Below are 17,492 nucleotides of genomic sequence, written 5' to 3' on the forward strand. Positions count from 1 at the left end.
ATGTCGTTTGCCGACGGTAAGAGACCAATAGTCGCTGTCCTGTACCGGGAGGCGTTGCCGCCCCGTTTGGACGAGATCGAGGAACTGGCCGAAGTCCGCCTGACTCAGGCTGACGGCCTCGCCGAAGCGTTGGCAGGTGCGGACGTGCTTTACCAGTGGCATTCGTTCTCGCCAGCGCTGCGCGAGAACTGGGCTGCAGCCGCATCGCTGAAGTGGGTTCACGTTTCAGCCGCCGGCGTCAGCCAACTCCTGTTCGATGACCTGATCAACAGCGACGTCGCGTACACCAACTCGCGTGGCGTCCTGAGCCGGGCGATTGCTGAGTTCGCACTGGGGTTTGTCCTGGACATCGCGAAAGATGCCCAAGGTTCACTCAGGCTCCAGCAGGGCCGGCGCTGGCAGCACCGGGTCACACGGAAAATTCAGGGCCAGCGAGTGCTGGTGGTGGGGACAGGGTCCATCGGCCGGGAAATCGCGGCCCTGTTCCGTGCCGTGGGTCTGCGGATCAGCGGAGCCGGGCGCAGCAGCCGGCCAGGGGATGAGTACTTCGAAGAAATCCATTCCTCCCGGGATTTGGCCCTGGTTGCCCGCGATTTCGACTACGTTGTCCTGGCCGCACCGCTGACGGACGACACCAAGCACTTGGTGGACGCGGACGTCCTTTCCGCCATGAACCCCACAGCACATCTTATTAACGTGGGGCGGGGGGAGCTGGTTGATACCGATGCTCTGGTGGGCGCGCTGCGTTCGGGATCCATAGCCGGGGCCGCGCTCGACGTGGTGCACCCTGAACCATTGCCCAAGGAGCACCCACTGTGGAGCATGGACAACGTCATCCTTACCCCTCACATGAGCGGTGACACGGAAGAGTATCTCGATGATCTTGGGAAGCTGTTCCTTGAGAACCTATGGCGGTATAACCGTGGTGAACCACTGCAGAATGTCGTGGACAAAAGGCTTGGGTTCGTTCCCGTTTCCTGAGTCCTGGTTCCCGGATTGCGGGTCCGTGAACCTGAGCACATTATTACGCGATATAGGCACATCAATTTTCACAAAGGAAGAGGTAAGGCTAACCTAAATAGTCTTCACTTTCCCCATGCCCGCCCGATCGGGCATAAATAGCAGGCGGTTCCCTTTGCGCACTCCCAGCCGATCCACGGCAGCCCTCGGGCTGGCAGCCCTCCTTACCCTTTCCGGTTGTGGCCTCAGTGGCGGCCAGACCGTTTCCACCGAGAAGGTGGCGGATACCAATCAGCGCATCGTCGTGGACAACTTCCGCGCACCCGTGGCCAACTGGGCTCCGGAGTCCGACGCAGCGTACATCTTGTCCTTGTCCGGCTGCTTGGAAACCCTCACCAAATACGACTCCGCCCAAGGAAAAGTGGTTCCATTCCTGGCTACGGAATGGAAGCAAACCTCGCCCTTGGAATGGGACTTCACTATCCGTGAAGGCGTGAAGTTCCAAGACGGTACCGATCTCACCGCCGAGGCTGTGGTCGCCTCCCTCAACCATGTCCTCCAGGCCAAGGTGCCCGCCAGGGCGTTCAGCCCGAGCGTGGTTAGTGCTGTCCAGGCAATCGATGCCAAGACCGTTCGCGTGACCACGCCCGTTGAGAACCCCCTGGTGCCGTTCCGGCTTGCCAGCGTGAACACCGGCATCCTTGCTCCTGCTGCCTACGCAGGCGCCACCGTAGATCCCTTCGGTCACTGCACCGGCCCGTTCACTCCCGTATCAGAGAAGACGAAACAATCCCTGACACTGGACCGCAACGACAATTACTGGGGCGGAGACGTACAGCTCGCAGGAGCTGAGGTCCGCTTCATCACCAACGGTGCAACACGCGCGGCACAGGTACAAACCGGCGAGGCGGACATTTCACTCTCCATCCCGGCCTCGGCGTTGTCCACGCTCGAGAATGCGCCCGAAGTGTCCGTGCTGAAGGCAGATTCGCCACGTACGGCCACGCTGTATATGAATAACGGCCGGGCCCCCTTCAATAACGTCGATTTCCGCAAGGCACTCCGTTCCGCACTGGATCTTGACGCGTTGGCTGCCAGCGTCTACGAGGGAGCTGCACTTCCGGCAGCCGGCCCCTATGCGCCTTCAGAGCCTTGGGCATCGAGCGGTTCAAGCTCGCCGAAGCAGAACGTTGAAGAAGCGAAGAAGCTCCTCGCCGCTGCCGGCTACACAGCCGACAAGCCGTTGGAAATCATCGCGATTGTAGAACGTGCCGAGTTCGCCGACGTCGCAACGGTGATCCAGGACAACCTCAAGAACATCGGCGTACCCGTGGCCATCCAGTCCAAGGAGTACGCGTCCGCCGAGCCGGACGTTCTGGCAGGGAACTACGACATGATCCTGAGCCAGCGCAATCGACTCATCGACATCGCTGATCCCATCGGCTTCCTGACGGCCGACTACACGTGCAAGGGCTCCTACAACCTCAGCCACTTCTGCAACGAAGAGTTTGACGCGATCGTCACCGAAGCAGCCCGTACGTCCAACACCGAAGAACGCTACAAGCTGTATGCCAAAGCCGGTCAGCTCCTGGATGACCAGGCGGTCAACCTCTGGCTCGTCAATGAACAGGCCACCGACGCAGTCCGAAGCAATGTCATGTCCTACGTTCAGGATCCGCTTTCCCGTTACGTCCTGACCGCGCAAACGGCCAAGTCGGGCTCCTAGCAAGGGAACCGGGACCGACAGACAAACCGGCATGATCACGTTCCTTGCGAAGCGGACGGCGACCCTCGTGGTCGCCGTCCTGCTGTCGTCTTTCGCCGTATTCCTTATTCCCTATGTCACCCCGGGTGATCCTGTACGGAAAATCATCCGCTCCCGCGTCGCGGGGGATGTGGTGGATGAGGCCACCGTTCAGGCCTTGGGCGAGAGCCTGGGACTCAATGATCCTCTTCCCGTCCAGTACCTGCGCTGGCTGGGGGACTTCTTTACCGGGGACATGGGTTTATCGCATATCAGCAGGACGCCAGTAGTTGACCAGGTACTACCCGCTTTGGGCATCACTCTGAGCTTGGTATTTGTGGCCTTGGGTACTGCAGTGTTGGTTTCGCTGCCTTTGGGGTTGATTGCGGCGCTGAAGCAAGGAAGTAAGACGGACAAGTTGATCACCACGGTCACGCAGTCCTTCATCGCCATGCCTGAATACTGGTTGGCCCCGCTGTTGGTGCTCGTGTTCGCCCTCAAGTTGTCCTTGCTTCCCTCCGCAGGTTGGAACACGGCCTCGTCCATCGTCCTCCCAGCGGCAACACTGGCGTTGCGGCCCATTAGCTTCTTCACTTCAGCAGTGCGCTCAGGAATGATTGACGCCCTCGAGGCAGAACACATCTCCGCCGCGCGAGCCCGGGGATTGAGCCACGTCCAAACAGTCATGCGGCACGTTGTGCCGAATGGCCTCGTCCCGTTGTCCACTCTGTTCGCGGTGTGGTTCGCGGGCCTGCTGGGCGGTTCGGTCATTGTGGAGGTCATATTCGCTATTCCCGGTATGGGCAGGCTTCTGTACGACGCCGTCATCAACAGCGACATCCCGTTGGCCCAAGGCGGAGTGGTGGTAGTTGTGGCCTTGGCTGTCGCGATCACCACACTTGCCGATTTCCTGCACCGGATCCTTAGCCCGAAGGTGAGTGGCGCCCTTGCGTAACCGTTCAGCGATCGACGCCGCCACCGTCGTTATTCTCGTTCTGATAGTTGCAGCCGTGGCAGCCGCGCCATGGTTGGCGCCGTTCCCTCCGGATGACCAGAACCTGGCCGAACGACTTGCGCCGCCCAGCGCTACGCATTGGCTGGGAACGGACCATCTCGGGCGGGACACGCTCAGCCGTTTGCTCGACGGCGGTCGCTTCTCCCTGGTGGTGGCCGCCCTGGCCACAGTCCTGACCGGAGTCATCGGTTTGGTGATCGGTGTTCTTAGCGCCCGCCGCAAGGGCTGGCTGGATGAGTTTTTCACCCGTACCAACGACGTCCTGCTGGCACTCCCGGAGATGGTGGTGGCGCTGTTCATCGTCGCCGCCATGGGCACTGGCTTCACCTCACTGCTGATGGCATTGACGGTGACAGGGTGGACGCCGTTTGCGCGACTGGCCCGGACACTGGCCTACGACGTCTCTGCACGCGGCTTTGTCGAAGCAGCGCGGGTGGTGGGATGTCCGCCGTCGTTCATTATTTTCCGCCACATCCTCCCGCACTTGGCTGCGCCCATGCTGGGGCAGGCAACACTTCGCTTCGGCCAGCTCCTGATCAGCGTCGGAGCACTGTCCTACCTTGGACTCGGGGTGCAACCGCCGCAATCCGATTGGGGTTCCATGCTGGCAGCGGCGCAGCCGTACGCCGAGAGGGCTCCGTGGGGAATCATCGCCCCTGGACTCGCCGTCTTCCTGGTTGCCCTGTGCGTGACATTGATCGGTCAACGGGCATCACGCCGGGCCTCTGACCCGGTTGACGTCCTCGTGGTGGAGGGACAGCATGCCTGAGCTCGTCGTTGAGGATCTGACAGTCCGCAGTGAGGGTACGGGGCGCCCTATCCTCGCAGGTGTCAGCCTGGCCGTGAAACCCGGCGAGTTTGTGGCACTGGTGGGAGGCTCTGGTTCGGGCAAGACCATGACTGCGCGGTCGGTGCTGCAGTTATTGCCTCAACAGTTGAGTATTGAGTCGGGATCCATCCGGCTTGGCAGGCTGGACGTAACCGGAGCCTCGGAAGCAGAGCTGAACCGCATTCGAGGTGGCCGACTGGGGATGTTGTTCCAGCAGCCAAAGAAGATGTTCAACCCCAACAAGACCATAGGCGCCCATCTCCGGGAACCACTTAAACTGCATTCCGGCTTACGCGGCCAAGCTGCGAAGGCGAAGGTTCTTGAATTGCTTGCCGAGGTGGGTTTCGAGGATGCGCAGCTGGGTGCGAGCTCCTACCCGCATCAGCTTTCCGGCGGCATGGCGCAACGGGCCATGACGGCCATGGCCCTGGCAGGGCAACCTGAGATCCTTCTGGCCGATGAACCGACGTCCGCGTTGGACAAAGTTCTCGAACAACAAATACTTGAGTTGCTCGACCGGCAACGGATCCAGCGTGGCCTAGGCATCCTCTACATCACGCATAACCTTGCTTCCGTGGCTGCTTTTGCAGACAGGGTATTGGTGATGGACGCGGGCGTGATCGTTGAATCCGGCACCACCGAAACGGTCATGGGCAGCCCCAAGACCGCTTACACACGCAGGCTCCTCGAAGCGTCCAATCTGGCACCAACCAGCATCCCGGATGCCCCCACCCACCAGCGCAGCGCCCTGACACTCACTAATGTGGTCAAGCAGTTCGGATCCGGCAAACGCAGTGGGCGGCCTGCCTTGAACTCGATCTCGCTGGACGTAAAACAGGGTGAAATCCTGGGCGTTCTTGGCCAATCAGGGTGCGGAAAGAGCACTCTCGCTCGGGCCATTGTTGGGCTGGAAGGTATCAGCAGTGGCAGCATCACCAGGACGCCGATCGCGGCTGGCGCAGGACCAACGGCCGTTCAGTTGGTGTTCCAGGAACCTCATGATTCCTTCGATCCCCGAATGACCCTGCGTGCCAGCCTGGAAGCGCCGCTCCGATCGCAAAAAGAGCTCACCGCAAACGAACGGTCACTCAGGCTCTCGGCAGCCATGGACGAAGTTGAACTGGATCCCTCCCTCTTGGACCGGCGCCCAAGCCAATGCTCCGGAGGGCAATTGCAGCGGGTCACCATCGCCCGGGCGTTGCTGTTGGAACCCGAAGTCCTCATCTGTGACGAAGCAACGTCTGCCTTGGACGCGCTGACGCAACGGACCATCCTTGAACTGCTGCAGCGCCTGCACCGGGACCGTGGGCTGACCTTGATGATCATTACCCACGACATGGACGTGGTGAGGCACATGTGCCAGCGGGTTGCAGTTCTCTACCAAGGGCGCCTTGTGGAGCTCACAGACACGGACAAGTTCTTTGCGGATCCGCAGCACCAGCACAGCCAGGCCCTCGTTTCTGCGGCCATTCCGTGCCGTGGGCTGCACCTGAAAAGGATCAGGGCGGCGCTGTAGCAGTCCGCTGCTGACCATTTCAACACACCTGCCCCCTGTGCTAACCGGTATGGGGCTACTTGTCGTTGGCGCTCAGACTTCCTTGGCGCGTTCCGCATCCTGCAGTCTTGAGTTGTTCTACGAACATTTGTTAGTATGACAGGACAAACTTAGGAGTGAAACCATGCCACTTGTTCGAATCGACGTCAATCAGGGTCGCCCGCCCGAAGAGCTGACCACGCTAAGCCGCAAGATCCACGATGCCATCCTCGCTGAGTATGGGATCCCGGAGCGGGATTACTTTCACATCCTGACGGAGCATCCGGAGGGTCAAATCGTTGCCCAGGACGCGGGCCTGGACTTTGAGCGCAGTTCCGGTGTTGTCATGATTCAGATCTTCACCCAGGGTGGCCGTAGTCAGGAGGCCAAGAGCTCCCTTTTCCAGGCTATTGCGGGCGGGCTCGCGGAGGTAGGGATTCCGGGCGAGGATGTGTTTATTGGCTACATGGAGAACTCGCCTGGGGATTGGTCGTTCGGTTTTGGGCGCAGTCAATATGTCACCGGCGAACTGGCCGTGCCGCGGAAGTAGGGCGGTTTGTGTCATGTTGTAAATATGTCAGTACAAACCTTTGACAGGACATTAATTCTGGTGCAAAGTAGTCATGTGGCCCCGCTCACTGAGGGGTGGCAAGGCATTGGGGCCCAGCGCTCAAAAGTTCAGAGTTCACAAGAGAAAGGTCAACGATCATCGTGACCCACGAACTGCTTACGATCGGGCGCATCAGCGTTGATATTTACCCGAACGACATTGGGGTGGACCTCGAGGACGTGACGTCCTTCGGCAAATACCTTGGAGGTTCGCCCTCCAACGTGGCCGTCGCCGCCGCGCGACACGGCCGCCGCGCGGGAATCATCACCCGCACCGGCGATGACGCCTTCGGCAATTACCTTCACCGGGAATTGCGCAAGTTCAACGTGGACGATTCGTTCGTCTTCCCGGTCAAGGAGTACCCCACGGCCGTGACCTTCTGTGCGATCAAGCCGGCTACAGACGAGTTCCCCCTTTACTTCTACGGCCGCTTTCCCACCGCCCCTGACCTGCAGATCAGAGCTGCAGAACTGGACTTGGAGGCGATCCGTGATGCGGGTATTTTCTGGTCCACCGTCACCGGTCTCTGCCAGGAGCCCAGCCGTGCGGCCCACATCAAAGCACACCAGGCCCGTCCGCGGACCGGCCTCAAAGAAGGCCAGTTCACCATCCTGGACCTGGACTACCGTCCGATGTTCTGGGCTTCCGAAGAGGAAGCCCGCGCCGAGGTTGCCAAGGTCCTCCCGCACGTTACCGTCGCGATCGGCAACGACAAGGAATGCGCTGTGGCCGTAGGTGAGGGGACGCCCGATGAGCAGGCAGACCGCCTGCTGGCTGCCGGCGTCGAGATCGCCGTGGTCAAACTCGGACCTGAGGGCGTTATGGCCAAGACACGCACGGAACGTGTGGTTTCGGCACCTGTACCAGTGGAAACCGTCAACGGACTCGGTGCCGGCGACTCCTTCGGCGGTGCCTTCTGCCATGGACTGTTGTCCGGTTGGCCCCTTTCGGAAGTCCTGGACTACGCGAACGCATCCGGCGCAATCGTCGCCTCGCGTCTCTCTTGCGCAGATGCGATGCCGACGCCGGACGAAGTCACCTCACTGCTGGCGGAACGCGGCCGACCCGTCCCCGGTGCCACTCTGGCCGCCGCCGCACTTGCAGCCGACACCTTCAGTGAAGGAGCAGTTCGTTGAGCCTCAATGACGATCCCCGCCGCTACGAGCACTTGAGCCGTATCCGGTTGGAGGACCCAGGTGCCGTCGCCCGGGCAGCGGCCACCCGGCGTCGCCATCCTGGCCTGAAACACAGCGCGCAGAACTTCATTGTCGCCGCGGACCACCCGGCACGGGGCGCCCTTGCCGTTGGTGCGCAGCCAATGGCCATGGCCGATCGCAGGGACCTCTTGGACCGTCTGCAGATCGCGTTGGCGAATCCTGCCGTTGATGGCATCCTGGCCTCGCCCGACATCATGGACGACCTCCTGTTGCTGGGAGCCTTGGAAGGCAAGCTCGTCTTCGGCTCCATGAACCGTGGTGGACTGGCAGGACTGGTCAACGAGTTGGACGACCGCTTCACCGGACATACCGCTGCTGCGCTGGAAGCCCTCGGCGCGGATGGCGGCAAAATGCTGACGCGGATCTGCTTGGGCGACCCGGACACCGTGACCACCCTTGAAGCCACGGCGAGAGCCATTGATTCGCTGGCCGAGCGTAAGCTCATCGCCATGGTGGAGCCGTTCCTTTCCGTCCGTGATGCGCATGGAAAAGTCCGTAATGACCTCCGCGCTGATGCTGTGATCAAATCCGTCGGAATTGCCGAAGGCCTCGGTTCCACCAGTGCCTACACCTGGATGAAATTGCCTGTCGTGGCAGAGATGGAACGCGTCATGGCTTCCACCACCATGCCTACTGTGCTGTTGGGTGGTGACCCCGACGGCAGCCAGGACGAGGTTTTCGCCAGCTGGCAAGCAGCTCTTGCATTGCCCGGCGTTCGGGGCCTCACTGTGGGAAGAACGCTGCTCTACCCGAACGACGACGATGTGGCAGGGGCTGTTGCAACGGCGGCCTCGCTGCTGAACAACTCTGCGCCTGTGGCCGCCGAGGCGGATGAGCCAACCATGTCAGACCGTATTCCAGTGAAAGTATCGGAGTAGCTAGTAATGGGTACTGTAACCCGTCGGATGACCGTGGCGCAGGCTGTGGTCGAGTTCCTGTCCAAGCAGTACACGGTGGATTCCATCAATGGCGTGGAGTATCGTGAGCGGCTGATTCCCGGCACCTTCGGTATTTTCGGTCATGGCAACGTTGCCGGCGTCGGTCAGGCGTTGAAGCAGTACCAGGCGGCCGACCCCAGGATCATGCCGTATTACCAAGGCCGCAATGAGCAGGCCCAGGTGCACCAAGCTGTTGGCTACGCTCGGCACACCCGGCGCCGGCAGACGTTCGCGATCAGCACTTCCATTGGTCCGGGTTCTTCGAACCTTCTGACAGGTGCTGCGTTGGCTACCACCAACCGTCTTCCGGTCCTCCTGCTCCCGAGCGACACCTTTGCCACCCGCGCTGCTGACCCTGTGTTGCAGCAGCTGGAGCTCCCGTACGCGTATGACATCACGGTCAACGATGCCTTCCGTCCGCTGTCCAGGTTCTTCGACCGCGTCTCCCGTCCGGAGCAGCTATTTTCCGCGTTCCACCACGGATTGCGCGTCCTGACGGACCCCGCTGAGACCGGCGCCGTGACAATTTCGCTACCGCAGGATGTCCAGGCCGAGGCTTTCGATGTCCCGGAAGAGTTCCTGGCCGATCGGGAGTGGCGGATCCGCCGTCCCGAGGCAGAGGACGACGACATTCGCCGCGCCGCCGAGGCCATCCGCGCCGCGAAGCGTCCGCTGATCATCGCAGGTGGCGGCGTCCTCTATGCGTACGCCAACGAGGAACTCGCGAAGTTCGCTGAGCTGACCGGTATTCCGGTGGGCAATACGCAGGCAGGCGTCGGCGTTCTGCCGTGGGACCACAAGTTCTCCCTGGGTGCCGTCGGTTCAACCGGTACGACGGCGGCCAACGCCATCGCAGCCGAGGCGGACCTCATCATCGGGATCGGCACGCGCTACGAGGACTTCACCACCGCGTCCCGCACGGCCTTCCAAAACCCGGACGTGAAGTTCGTGAACATCAACGTGGCTCCGATCGACGCGTACAAGCACGGCACCACGCTGCCGATCGTCGCTGACGCCCGCAAGGCACTTGTGAAGCTCAACCAGGCGTTGGGCGGTTACAGGGTTGGTACTGATCTTGAGGAGAAGGTCGCAGCCGAGAAGAAACGCTGGAACGCGATCGTGGACGAGGCCTTCGAAACGCGGTACACGCCTTTGCCGGCGCAGAACGAGATCATCGGTGCCACAAACAAGGCCATGGAAGACCAGGACGTGGTGATCTGCGCTGCGGGTTCGCTGCCCGGTGATCTGCACAAGATGTGGCGCGTCCGTGACTCGTTCGGTTACCACGTGGAGTACGCGTACTCCTGCATGGGCTACGAAATCCCGGGCGGTTTGGGCGTCAAGCGTGCGGCGCTGGCCGAAGCTGCTGCAGGCGGCCCGGACCGGGATGTGGTTGTCATGGTGGGGGACGGCTCCTACCTGATGATGCACACGGAACTGGTGACCGCCGTCGCCGAACGCATCAAGCTGATTGTGGTCCTCATCCAGAACCATGGCTATGCCTCCATCGGTTCCCTCTCCGAATCCCTCGGTTCGCAGCGGTTCGGTACGCAGTACCGGGTCCTGGACAAGGAACAGCACAGCTTCGACGCCGGTGAGAACCTGCCGATCGATCTGGCCACCAACGCCGAGTCACTTGGCGCGAGGGTCATCCGGATCGAACCGGGGGAGCACGTCATTGAGGCCCTTGGCGCCGCGATCAAGGAAGCCAAGGCGGCCCCTGAAACGGGCCCGATCGTGATCCACGTTGAGTCTGATCCTTTGCTGGATGCCCCGAGCTCCGAGTCCTGGTGGGACGTTCCGGTCTCGCAGGTTTCCGAGCTCGAATCCACCCGGCAGGCCTACAAGACGTACACCGACCACAAGAATCGCCAGCGCAAACTGCTCGGCTAGAAAACCTACAGACCAAAGGAAGTCCGCACATGTCGACGACGACCACACTGACCACCATTCACCATTTCATCAACGGCGCTGAAACCACCGGTGAGGGCGACCGCACCCAGCCCGTATACAACCCCGCCACCGGTCAAGTATCCGCTGAACTGCGGCTGGCCAACGAGGCCGACCTGAATGCTACCGTTGCCGCGGCCCGTAAGGCGGCGGATTCGTGGGGTGACATTTCCCTGGCCAAGCGCACCGCTGTGCTGTTCAAGTTCCGTGAGCTGGTTGCCGCGCACGTGGATGACCTCGCCGAGTTGATTACCGCCGAGCACGGCAAGGTCCTCTCCGATGCCAAGGGCGAGATCGGCCGCGGCCTGGAAGTGATCGAGTTCGCCTGCGGAATCCCGCAGCTGCTCAAGGGCGACTACTCGGACCAAGTCTCCACCGGGATCGACGTTTTCTCTTTCCGCGAGCCACTGGGCGTCGTTGCCGGCATCACGCCCTTCAACTTCCCGGTCATGGTGCCGCTGTGGATGGCCCCGATGGCCATCGCCACCGGCAACGCGTTCATTCTCAAACCTTCCGAGCGTGACCCGTCCGCCTCCATGCTCCTGGCCAAACTGTGGAAGCAGGCCGGACTGCCCGACGGCGTGTTCCAGGTCTTGCACGGCGGGAAGGAAACCGTTGACGGCTTGCTGACCCACCCGGACGTGGACGGCATCTCCTTTGTTGGCTCCACCCCGATCGCGCAGTACGTCCACGAGACCGCCACCAAGCACGGCAAGCGGGTCCAGGCCCTGGGCGGTGCGAAGAACCACGCCATCGTGATGCCCGACGCTGACCTGGACAACGCCGCCGACCACCTCGCCGCTGCTGCTTTCGGTTCCGCAGGCGAGCGTTGCATGGCGATTTCCGTTGCCGTCGCCGTGGGCGACGCCGCTGACTTGATCGTGAAGAAGGTGGAAGAACGCGCCCTGGCCGTGAAGGTCAAGAACGGCACCGAACCCGACGCCGAAATGGGTCCGGTTATCACCCCGGCGTCCAAGGAACGCATCGTCAAGATCGTCACCGAAGCCGAAACCGCCGGCGCTGCCATGGTGGTGGACGGCCGCGACCTGGTGGTCCCAGGCCACGAAGACGGCTTCTGGGTGGGCCCCACCGTGATCGACCACGTAAAGACCGAAATGACCGCCTACACCGAGGAAATCTTCGGACCGGTCCTGGTAGTGGTCCGCGTCGCCGACCTCGAAGAAGGCATCGCGCTGATCAACTCCAACCCCTACGGCAACGGCACTGCGATCTTCACCTCCTCGGGTGCGAACGCAAGGAAATTCCAGCGCTCGGTGACCGTGGGCATGGTGGGCATCAACGTGCCCCTGCCTGTCCCGGTGGCCTACCACTCCTTCGGTGGTTGGAAGAATTCGCTCTTCGGTGACAAGCACATCTACGGCCCCGAAGGCGTCTCCTTCTACACCCGTGGCAAGGTCATCACTTCCCGCTGGCCGGAACCGACCCACGCCTCCGGCGCCTCCTACAACTTCCCCTCCAACTGACCCAGCCGCAAAGGAAGACAACGCTGTCATGACTGACGTCGAGAACAAGCTCATCATCGGCACCGCCCCTGATTCCTGGGGTGTGTGGTTCGCCGATGATCCCCAGCAGACCCCGTGGGAACGTTTCCTGGATGAGGTTGCGGAGTCCGGCTACAAATGGATCGAACTGGGTCCGTACGGCTACCTGCCGAACGACCCCACCCGGTTGGCTGGGGAACTGAAACAGCGTGACCTCCAGGTCACCGCAGGAACGGTCTTCACGGCCTTCCACCGTGGTGCGAAGCAATACGACGAAGCCTGGGAACCTGCCCGGAAGGTTGCCGAACTGACGGCAGCCATGGGCGGCGAACATATTGTGGTCATCCCCGCGATGTGGCGCGACGACGTTACCGGTGAAGCCGTGGAGAATGGTGAACTTACCGACGAGCAATGGGCAGATCTGTTCGCAGGCCACAACCGCATGGGCAAGGTCTTGCTGGAGGACTTTGGTTTGCACCAGCAGTTCCACTCCCACGCTGATTCGCACGTCGGTGCACAGAAGGATATCGAAACTCTGTTGGCGGCCACCGATCCGCAGTTCCTGAACCTGTGCCTGGACACGGGACACGCTGAGTACTGCGGCGCATCGAGCCTGGAGCTTATTAAGAACTATCCGGACCGTATCGGCTACTTGCACCTCAAGCAGATCAATCCCGAGATCCTCGCCGAGGTGAACGAGAAAAACATGACGTGGGCGGCCGCCAACCTCGCCGGCGTCATGACTGAGCCGCCGAACGGCCTCCCGGACCTGCGGGCGGTCATCGAGGCCGTGGAAGGCCTTAACAGGCCCATCTTCGGCATCGTGGAACAGGACATGTACCCGGTAGCGTTCGATGTGCCGATGCCCATCGCCAAGCGGACCCGCAACTACCTGCTGTCCTGCGGATCCCGCACCCGGGTCCAGTAACACCGCCAGCAACAGCCACCCCGAAAAACTTCACGAAGGACAGATACAGTGACCAAGACTCTCCGCGTTGCCGTCATTGGCGCAGGCCGCATGGGTGCGGACCACGTCAAGCGCCTCAGCACCCGCATCCACGGCGCTGAAGTAGCCGCCGTCGTCGACGTCGACCTTGCCCGTGCGCAAGCCGCCATTGAGGGAATCGAGGGCGCCGTGGCTTTGGCCAGTGCCGACGAGGCGCTCAATAACGGTGACGTCAATGCCGTCCTCATTGCCACGCCGGGTTTCCTCCACGAAGAAATCCTGTACAAGGCTTTGGAGAAAGACTTCCCGACCTTGTGTGAGAAGCCGCTGACCCCGGACGCCGATAGCGCCTGGAACGTTGTTCAGGCTGAGCAGGCTTTGGGCCACAAGCGAATCCAAGTGGGCTTCATGCGCCGTTTCGACGCCGAGTACTCGGCGTTGGGTGCGATCATCCGCAACACCGATTTGGGGGAGTTGCTGATGTTGCACCATCAGCACCGGAACCCGAGTACGCCCGAGGGATTCACCAACGAAATGCTGATCAACGACTCCGTAGTCCACGAGTTCGACGCGATCCGCTACTTCACGGGTGAAGAAATCACGTCCGTGCAGGTTCGCTTGGGCAAGCCCACGCGTAGCGCGCCGAACGGTCAGCATGATCCCCAGCATGTCCTGCTGGAAACGGAATCCGGTGTGCTGGCCGACGTCGAAATCTATGTCAATGCCAAATTCGGCTATCAGGTGGCCACGCAAGCGTCCTTTGAAGAGGGCATAGTGAGCATCGGTGGCGACAACGGCCCGTACATCCAGTCCGCGGGCAAGTGGGGCGGCAACGTCACTCCAGGTTTTGAAGAGCGTTTCGGAGCTGCGTACGACGTCGAGGTGCAGTCTTGGGTGGACGCCGCACTTCGCGGCGAAATCGGCGGACCAACCGCCTGGGACGGTTACGCTACCGCAGCCTGCTGCGAGGCCGGCGTCGAAGCCCAAAAGTCGGGCGAAAAGGTCAAGGTTCAGTTGAACACCAAGCCGGACCTGTATAGGTAGGGGACATTCACCATGAAGATTGCACTGGATCCCACGCCGTTCCACCACAGCCATACGCTATTGGAGTTCCCGCGCGTGGCAGCCGATCTCGGCTACAAGTACCTCCAAATGACCCCGCACTCGGATCTCATTCCGTTCTACAACCACCCTAAGGCGGACGACGAACTGATTGGAAAGCTGAAGGCGGCTTGTAAGGACGCCGGGGTCGAAATCGCTTCGGTCCTGCCGGTCCTACGATGGTCAGGTCCGGACGAGGACGCCCGCGAAGCCGCAGTCCGGTACTGGAAGCGAGCCATCCAGATCACCGTAGACCTAGGTGTTCAGACCATGAACACCGAGTTCAGCGGCCGCCCGGAGAAAGCGGAGGAGTCTGAACGTGCGTTTTACCGCTCCATGGAGGAGCTGCTCCCGATCATCGAACGCGAGGGTCTGGATGTCCTCATTGATCCGCACCCGGACGACTTCGTAGAGGACGGCCTGGCCGCTCTCCGTGTCATCAGGGGTGTAAATTCGCCGAACATCGGGATGGTCTATGTTGCATCGCACAGTTTCCACATGGGCAATAAGCCATTGGAGATCATGCGGGCAGCGGGGGACAAGCTTCGCTTGGTGCACGTTTCGGACACCATGAACCACCATGCCTCCCACGGCCTCCGCTACATCACGAACCCGCCCGGCAATGCCGTCCGCGTTCACCAGCACCTTAAGATGGGCGATGGCGACGTGAACTGGGACGAGTTCTTTGGCGGCCTGAAGGAGATCGGCTTCCTGGACAAGGAAAACACCGTCATGGTCTCGTCGGTTTTCGCTGAAGATGAGAACGCGGAAGATGTTTCCCGCTACCAGCTCAAGACGATGAACGATTACATAGCCCACGCAAAATAGCCGGACTTTTTGTACAGATAATGCCCCCAAGACCACGTCTTGGGGGCATTATTTGTACAAAATCCAGGAGAGCTTAGTCAGTCCATTACGTAAAAACATCCTAATGTCAGGACAAACTATTGACAAAGTGTGAGGGCAGTCACCATGATCTAAGTAGCGGATGCTCCGGACACGAGTCTCCGGACACCCAGAGCTGAAATCAAAGGAGATAACGGTGGCAAAATTCTCATGGCGCAAAGCGGCGGTCGTCGCGGCAGTGGTTCCCTTGGTGGCACTGAGCGCCTGTTCGAGCCAAGGCGGTAAACCGGCTGATACCGGTGGGGGAGCGGCAGCAGGGCAAGTAGCCGGCACCGACAGAATCAAGGTCGCCCTGATCACGCACGCAGCTCCCGGTGACACCTTCTGGGACATTGTCCGCAAGGGAGCTGAGGAAGCAGCGGCCAAGGACAACGTGGAGCTTCTCTACACGTCTGACCCCGAAGGTGGTCGTCAAGCACAGCTGATTCAACAGGCGGTGGACCAGAAAGTAGACGGGATTGCCGTGACGCTAGCCAAGCCGGACGCGTTGAAGGACGCGCTTAAGAAGGCTAGCGATGCCGGGATTCCAGTGGTCAGCCTGAACGCTGGAGAGTCAGTCTCCGCGCAGCTTGGGGCTTTCACGCACTTCGGATCCAACGAGAAACTTGCAGGGGCTGCCGCTGGCGAGAAAATTTCTGCTGAAGGTCTCAAGCATCCAATCTGCGTGATCCAGGAGCAAGGTCACGTTGGACTTGAAGCCCGATGCGCAGGCGTCAAGGAAAAGGTTCCGTCCACTGAAATCCTCTACGTAACCGGCACTGACATGACCCAAGTGTCGTCCACCGTTACGGCAAAACTGCAGGCCACTCCGGATGCTGATGTAATCATCGGTCTTGGCGCACCTTTCACCCTCACCATACTGAAGGCCGTTGAAACTGCGGGGAGCCAAGCAAAGGTGGCATCGTTCGACATGAATGCCGAGCTGGCGCAAAAAATCGCCGACGGCAACGTACTCTTCACGGTTGACCAGCAGCCTTGGCTCCAGGGTTACGGAGCAGTGGACGCCCTGTGGCAGGCAAAGCGGGGCGGCTTCAAGATTGGTGGCGGACTTCCTGTACTGACCGGACCCACCATTGTGGACAAGGCCGGAGCGGCCAATGCCCTTACATTCGCCCAGCAGGGTATCCGCTAAAAACCCGTGTGCCTGGTTCGGCGAAAACACCGGACCAGGCACCAAAGGAGACCATCATGACCCAGACCTTGGCAAAACCATCCCCTGTCACAGATGAACGTGTCGGCCAACGGAACGCCCTTCAAAAGTTGCTCGGCCGGCCCGAGGTTGGCGCATTGGTTGGCGCCATCGTTCTCTTCATCTTCTTCGCTTCGGTGTCCCAAACGTTCATTCAGCCGAACGCTTTCGCCACTGTGCTTTATGGAAGCTCCACCATCGGCATCATGGCTGTAGGCGTTTCACTTTTGATGATCGGCGGGGAATTCGACCTTTCCACCGGTGTCGCCGTCATTAGCTCAGCGCTGACAGCATCGCTGTTCAGCTGGTACTTCACAACCAACGTTTGGGTAGGGGTCACGCTGGCGCTGGTTGTATCGCTGGGCATTGGCCTGGTCAACGGCTGGATTCTCGTAAAGACCAAGCTCCCCAGCTTCATCGTCACCCTGGCCACCTTCTTGATGCTGACCGGCCTGAACCTCGGGCTTACCCGGCTTATCGGCGGATCCGTATCCTCGCCGTCGATCTCCAACATGGACGGTTTCGACTCAGCCAGGGCCGTCTTCGCCTCGGCGGTATCCATTGGCGGAGTTGAAGTGAAGATCACCGTCTTCATCTGGATCGCTTTGGTGGCAGTGGCCTCCTGGGTCTTGCTGCGCACCCGCGTTGGCAACTGGATCTTCGCCGTGGGCGGTGACGCCAATGCCGCCCGAGCAGTGGGCGTCCCTGTGACCAAGACCAAGATCGGCCTTTTCATGGCGGTTGGTTTCTGCGGCTGGATCCTGGGCATGCACAACCTGTTCGCCTTCGACGCCGTGCAGTCCGGAGAAGGCGTGGGCAACGAATTCCTCTATATCATCGCTGCAGTGATCGGCGGCTGCCTCCTGACCGGTGGCTATGGTTCGGCCGTCGGTGGCGCAATCGGTGCCTTCATCTTTGGCATGGCCAACAAGGGCATCGTGTACGCACAATGGAATCCTGACTGGTTCAAGTTCTTCCTGGGCTTGATGCTCCTGCTGGCCACCATTGTGAACCTGATCGTCAAGCGCCGAGCAGAACTCAAGTAAGGGGC

General features: G+C 60.8%; 15 protein-coding genes. All 15 read left to right on the forward strand.

From position 1 onward, the window contains the following. Window positions 1-981, forward strand: a complete 981-nt coding sequence (locus tag RIF72_RS03210; RefSeq protein ID WP_309073422.1) for a D-2-hydroxyacid dehydrogenase — start codon at window positions 1-3, stop codon at window positions 979-981. 115 nt (window positions 982-1,096) lie between these two features. After that, window positions 1,097-2,686, forward strand: coding sequence for an ABC transporter substrate-binding protein (locus tag RIF72_RS03215; protein WP_309073423.1), 1,590 nt, complete (start codon window positions 1,097-1,099; stop codon window positions 2,684-2,686). Between the two features lie 31 nt (window positions 2,687-2,717). Then, window positions 2,718-3,659 carry an ABC transporter permease gene (locus RIF72_RS03220; protein ID WP_309073424.1) on the forward strand — a complete coding sequence of 314 codons (942 nt, stop codon included), beginning with the start codon at window positions 2,718-2,720 and terminating at the stop codon, window positions 3,657-3,659. Next, window positions 3,643-4,488, forward strand: coding sequence for an ABC transporter permease (locus tag RIF72_RS03225; protein WP_309073425.1), 846 nt, complete (start codon window positions 3,643-3,645; stop codon window positions 4,486-4,488). The genes RIF72_RS03220 and RIF72_RS03225 overlap by 17 nt, the downstream gene beginning before the upstream one ends. Continuing rightward, complete coding sequence (locus tag RIF72_RS03230; RefSeq protein ID WP_309073426.1) at window positions 4,481-6,064, forward strand: ABC transporter ATP-binding protein; 1,584 nt, start codon at window positions 4,481-4,483, stop codon at window positions 6,062-6,064. The genes RIF72_RS03225 and RIF72_RS03230 overlap by 8 nt, the downstream gene beginning before the upstream one ends. Window positions 6,065-6,227: 163 nt before the next feature. Next, window positions 6,228-6,632, forward strand: coding sequence for a tautomerase family protein (locus RIF72_RS03235; protein ID WP_309073427.1), 405 nt, complete (start codon window positions 6,228-6,230; stop codon window positions 6,630-6,632). Between the two features lie 161 nt (window positions 6,633-6,793). Beyond that, window positions 6,794-7,828 carry a 5-dehydro-2-deoxygluconokinase gene (gene iolC, locus RIF72_RS03240; RefSeq protein WP_309073428.1) on the forward strand — a complete coding sequence of 345 codons (1,035 nt, stop codon included), beginning with the start codon at window positions 6,794-6,796 and terminating at the stop codon, window positions 7,826-7,828. Continuing rightward, complete coding sequence (locus RIF72_RS03245) at window positions 7,825-8,787, forward strand: deoxyribose-phosphate aldolase (protein WP_309073429.1); 963 nt, start codon at window positions 7,825-7,827, stop codon at window positions 8,785-8,787. The genes iolC and RIF72_RS03245 overlap by 4 nt, the downstream gene beginning before the upstream one ends. 6 nt (window positions 8,788-8,793) lie before the next feature. Then, window positions 8,794-10,740, forward strand: a complete 1,947-nt coding sequence (iolD, locus tag RIF72_RS03250; protein WP_309073430.1) for a 3D-(3,5/4)-trihydroxycyclohexane-1,2-dione acylhydrolase (decyclizing) — start codon at window positions 8,794-8,796, stop codon at window positions 10,738-10,740. A 29-nt stretch (window positions 10,741-10,769) separates the two neighbouring features. Beyond that, window positions 10,770-12,281, forward strand: coding sequence for a CoA-acylating methylmalonate-semialdehyde dehydrogenase (locus RIF72_RS03255; protein WP_309073431.1), 1,512 nt, complete (start codon window positions 10,770-10,772; stop codon window positions 12,279-12,281). Window positions 12,282-12,309: 28 nt separating this feature from the next. Continuing rightward, window positions 12,310-13,227: a sugar phosphate isomerase/epimerase gene (locus tag RIF72_RS03260; protein ID WP_309073432.1), complete on the forward strand. Its 918-nt coding sequence runs from the start codon at window positions 12,310-12,312 to the stop codon at window positions 13,225-13,227. A gap of 48 nt (window positions 13,228-13,275) precedes the next feature. Continuing rightward, window positions 13,276-14,289 (forward strand): Gfo/Idh/MocA family oxidoreductase, encoded by a 1,014-nt coding sequence (locus tag RIF72_RS03265; RefSeq protein ID WP_309073433.1) that lies wholly within the window; start codon window positions 13,276-13,278, stop codon window positions 14,287-14,289. A gap of 12 nt (window positions 14,290-14,301) precedes the next feature. Next, window positions 14,302-15,174 carry a sugar phosphate isomerase/epimerase gene (locus tag RIF72_RS03270; protein WP_309073434.1) on the forward strand — a complete coding sequence of 291 codons (873 nt, stop codon included), beginning with the start codon at window positions 14,302-14,304 and terminating at the stop codon, window positions 15,172-15,174. Between the two features lie 214 nt (window positions 15,175-15,388). Then, the gene (locus RIF72_RS03275; RefSeq protein ID WP_309073435.1) at window positions 15,389-16,384 is read left to right on the forward strand and encodes a substrate-binding domain-containing protein; all 996 of its coding nucleotides are present in this window, start codon (window positions 15,389-15,391) and stop codon (window positions 16,382-16,384) included. Window positions 16,385-16,440: 56 nt separating this feature from the next. After that, a complete protein-coding gene (locus tag RIF72_RS03280; protein WP_309073436.1) occupies window positions 16,441-17,487 on the forward strand; it encodes an ABC transporter permease in 1,047 nt (348 codons plus the stop codon). Window positions 17,488-17,492: the final 5 nt, after the last annotated feature.

The sequence above is a fragment of the Paenarthrobacter sp. genome (genome assembly GCF_031180005.1).
Taxonomy (GTDB): Bacteria; Actinomycetota; Actinomycetes; order Actinomycetales; family Micrococcaceae; genus Arthrobacter.

What these genes read in the sequence shown, in the direction of transcription:
- iolD (WP_309073430.1), top strand. Translation starts at nt 8,794, where the DNA reads ATGGGTACTGTAACCCGTCGGATGACCGTGGCGCAGGCTGTGGTCGAG.
- RIF72_RS03280 (WP_309073436.1), top strand. Translation starts at nt 16,441, where the DNA reads ATGACCCAGACCTTGGCAAAACCATCCCCTGTCACAGATGAACGTGTC.
- RIF72_RS03220 (WP_309073424.1), top strand. Translation starts at nt 2,718, where the DNA reads ATGATCACGTTCCTTGCGAAGCGGACGGCGACCCTCGTGGTCGCCGTC.
- RIF72_RS03210 (WP_309073422.1), top strand. Translation starts at nt 1, where the DNA reads ATGTCGTTTGCCGACGGTAAGAGACCAATAGTCGCTGTCCTGTACCGG.
- RIF72_RS03230 (WP_309073426.1), top strand. Translation starts at nt 4,481, where the DNA reads ATGCCTGAGCTCGTCGTTGAGGATCTGACAGTCCGCAGTGAGGGTACG.
- RIF72_RS03270 (WP_309073434.1), top strand. Translation starts at nt 14,302, where the DNA reads ATGAAGATTGCACTGGATCCCACGCCGTTCCACCACAGCCATACGCTA.
- RIF72_RS03260 (WP_309073432.1), top strand. Translation starts at nt 12,310, where the DNA reads ATGACTGACGTCGAGAACAAGCTCATCATCGGCACCGCCCCTGATTCC.
- RIF72_RS03235 (WP_309073427.1), top strand. Translation starts at nt 6,228, where the DNA reads ATGCCACTTGTTCGAATCGACGTCAATCAGGGTCGCCCGCCCGAAGAG.
- RIF72_RS03215 (WP_309073423.1), top strand. Translation starts at nt 1,097, where the DNA reads ATGCCCGCCCGATCGGGCATAAATAGCAGGCGGTTCCCTTTGCGCACT.
- RIF72_RS03255 (WP_309073431.1), top strand. Translation starts at nt 10,770, where the DNA reads ATGTCGACGACGACCACACTGACCACCATTCACCATTTCATCAACGGC.